The organism is uncultured Altibacter sp. (assembly GCF_963972995.1).
In the GTDB taxonomy this organism is placed as follows: domain Bacteria; phylum Bacteroidota; class Bacteroidia; order Flavobacteriales; family Flavobacteriaceae; genus Altibacter.
This window is the reverse complement of record NZ_CAXAXI010000059.1, coordinates 1-3,707: the sequence shown is the minus strand read 5'-3', so window position 1 is coordinate 3,707 and position 3,707 is coordinate 1. Positions and strand designations below refer to the sequence as shown.

Genomic DNA, 3,707 nt, shown 5'->3' with positions numbered 1-3,707 from the left:
GCTTATATAATAACCAACCAAAAGAAAACCCCTTCTCGAAAGAGCGGGGGTTTTTATTTTTGAAAAATGCTTACAAATTTATCTTTTTCGACTAACATGCTTTTAATTAGTGATTTAGCATTTTGACGATTAAAAATAGCACTTCATCGGATTTTTAATCAAATGTTAAAATTTCAGTGTTAACCGTCTAGTGCCCAGTTATTAAGAAGGCGAGGTGCTATTTTTCCTTTTGTTAGCCTTTTATTTGTCCTAAATTCGTGCAGTTAAAACAATTACCAAATCATTTTAAATTTCATGAATTTATGAGAAAAATTACATTACTGCTCTTATTGTTCATCGCTAGTTTGAGTGTTCCTCAAGCTACGTTTGCACAGCAGAGTTCAAAAGTAAGGGCTTATACCGTCCAAGCAAAGGCCTCAAAAAAGGCTATGAACGTTGGGAGTCAACGTTCCTTTTTACCTCCTACAACAGTAGAAGCTGGTTTTGCCGTGAATACGTTGGCAACGATGCCTGAGCAAATGGCTGGAATGGCTATAGATGATGCTACGGGTACCATTTACTTAGCAAGCCAAAATACAGCGAGTGCACTTTACAGTGTGACTCCGGCAGGTACAGTAACCTTGCTAAATTCCGATTGGTCCAGTATGGGGCCTTTTTATCCTTTCGTAGCGACAGATGTTGAATTTGCTAATGGGTTTTTCTATTCTCAGCTAGATGTGAACACGCTAAGAGAGGTGGATGCAGCTACAGGAACGGTTACCGGATCTTATACCGGTGCTAATAGTGGTATTGAAGCTGGTATAGCTGTAATAGGTAATAACTTGTATTCTACCGATGGGAGTATTGGTACCGAATTATACGTGCGTGATTTAACTACGTATGTGGCAACATTATCCCCTATCGCATTGCCTAACCCCGGAAACGAAACTTTAGAGAGCACTTCCAATCCGAATGAATTGATTTACTGTGGAAATGGAAATTTCCATCGCGTGGATCTTTTGGCTGGAACGGTTTCTCCTGTAATCGCAACGATGACCTCTGCACAGTCACATTTTGCTGTGACCCCCGATGGTTTATTTGCATATTATTTCGATCAAACCGCGGGTATTATCCGTAAAGTTGACCTGTCTTCCGGTGCTGTATCAGATTTTGTTACCGGAATTACGGGGGCACAATTCAACGATCTTGAATTTGGACCGGCAACATCGGGAAGTAATATTAGCCTATATTTTACAGATAGTGCAAACCTATACGAGATTACAGGTGTATTTGTTGGAACAGCTCCCACCATTGCTTGTCCTCCGGACAACATGTCAAATACCAATCCTGGAGAATGTTCTGCGATCGTAAACTTTACCGATGCGGTAGCGATCGATGCCGAAGACGGGCCAATTTCCGTAACCCAAACTATGGGACCTGTAAGTGGAAGTGCTTTCCCAACAGGAGACACTATCATTGAATTTACTGCTACAGACAGCGATGGGAATTCTACTTCCTGTCAGTTTACTGTAACGGTGGTAGACAATGAAGCACCTGTTGCCGTATGCCAAGACCTAACCGTAACATTAGATTCAGTTACCGGGATGGCTTCAATTACCCCGGCAGATATTGACAACGGTTCGACAGACAACTGCGGAATTGTTACCTATTCTTTAGATCAGGACACTTTCGACTGTTCTAATACAGGAGACAATACAGTGACATTGACGGTTACTGATGCTGAAGGAAATTCTTCTTCATGTACAGCCACTGTTACGGTTGAAGATACTACAGCTCCGGTGATTACATGTATTGGAGCTCCTTCAATCTTTTCTGAAACTGAAGACTTTGAAGCTGCTTCTATCCCTGCAGGATGGTCCACAATGATCGTTAGCGGAACGGTAGATTGGACCTTTGGAACTGCTGCCATGCCAGGAGGCGCCGACTTCGCTACCAATGCGGCGATCTTTAATGACGATGCAGCCGGTGGTTCAGAATTAGACAACACAGTACAACTGCTTTCTCCGGTATACGACTTAACCGGAGCTATCGTTGCAGATTTATCTTTTGACTATTCATTACAAGTATTTATAGACTCTGGCTTGTTTACTGTGGAAGTCTTTGATGGTGCTGCATGGCAAGAAATCTTATCTGTTGATGTAGATACACCGCCAACAAATTCTGGGGTTCTGGATATGCTTTCATATGCCAACGCAAACTTCCAAGTACGTTTTATGTATGATGATGAGGATGACTTCGCTTGGGGAGCCGGCGTGGATAATTTCCAATTCGATTATGAATTGCCAAGTGCTGCACCCTATGACGTAATATTGGATGCAAACGGAATGGCTACGATTGACGCGAGTGAGTTGATCGCTAGCGTTGAAGAAGCGTGTGGGTATACAGTAACTGTTGGAGGGCCTGCAACTGCTGCAAATATTACTAATTGCGGGAACAGCCCGGAGCTTATCCCTGCAACAGGTACCAGTGGAGATATGAATCCTTCTATCGCTACTGTAACCGATACAGGTATTATTGGTACCGATTATACATTGGATAACGTAACGGTAAACATTGAACATACCTGGGCGTCTGATATTGATATGACCTTGACATCTCCGAACGGAATTACGATGGATGTAATGCTTGACGATGGTGGAAGTAGCGGATTAGATACCGCAGCAACCCTTGTGTTCACAGATGCCTCTGCCAATTTGGTAGATGACTTTAATGACGCAGCATCCATTCAACCTGACTTTCAAGCTGAAGGTGGTTTGTTTAATACAGTATTTGCCGGAGAGCCTATCGATGGTGACTGGACCCTGAACATCAATGATGATACCGGAGGTGATTCAGGACAGTTGAATAGCTATTGCATTACGTTTAGAGCTATCGTTGACACAACCGTAAGTTTCGATTGTTCTCAATTAGGAGAAAATCAAGTTGAGGTTTTTGTGACCGATGACAGTGGTAATTCTACCAGTTGTATCGCAACCGTGAATGTGATCGATGATACCGATCCGGTTCTTATCTGTATGGATGCCACTATTGAACTAGGTGCTGATGGAACAGCAACCGTAGATCCTATGGCATTGCTTGGTGTTGCACCTAGCACATACAATGCTATGGTTATTGGAAGTAATAATGCCTCAGGAACTGAAGGTCTTACAGATTTTGTAGTTACTGTCGCAACTGCTGAAACTGTTTCTTTCGATTGGGATTACACCTCAAACGATATTCCAGGTTTCGACAGCTTTGGATATTTGGTAAACGGTACGTATACACAATTGACCGATCCTGCATTAGGAAATCAGTCCGGTACTGCCACCGTAACATTAGCGCCCGGTGATGTGTTCGGATTCCGTTCTCAGACTGATGATAATGATTTTGGTAATAATGAAACTGCTGTAACTAATTTTACAGGTGGATTTACAGGTCAGTTTGATCCTGCCAACTGGACATTGGTTCTAGACAACTCAGACGGAGACGCATTCTTTGTAGAGATCCCCGGAGGTCCGTTATCGTTTGATGCCTGTGGTATCACGGTATTGGCTGTGGATGTGACCATGGTTACCTGTGCAGACATTGGAACGCCTATTACGGCTACCGTATTTGCCAGCGATGCCAGTGGAAACATTGCTTCTTGTACCTCTGTGATTACTGTGGTTGATCTATTGGCACCGGAGATCACCTGTCCTGCAGACCAAACGGTAGATCCCGGAGCAGAC

General features: G+C 43.2%; 1 protein-coding gene. It reads left to right on the top strand.

What is annotated here, in order from left to right:
* Positions 1-302: 302 nt before the first annotated feature.
* On the top strand, positions 303-3,707 hold a 3,405-nt coding region (locus tag AACZ11_RS12990), incomplete at its 3' end, for an HYR domain-containing protein (RefSeq protein WP_339832756.1).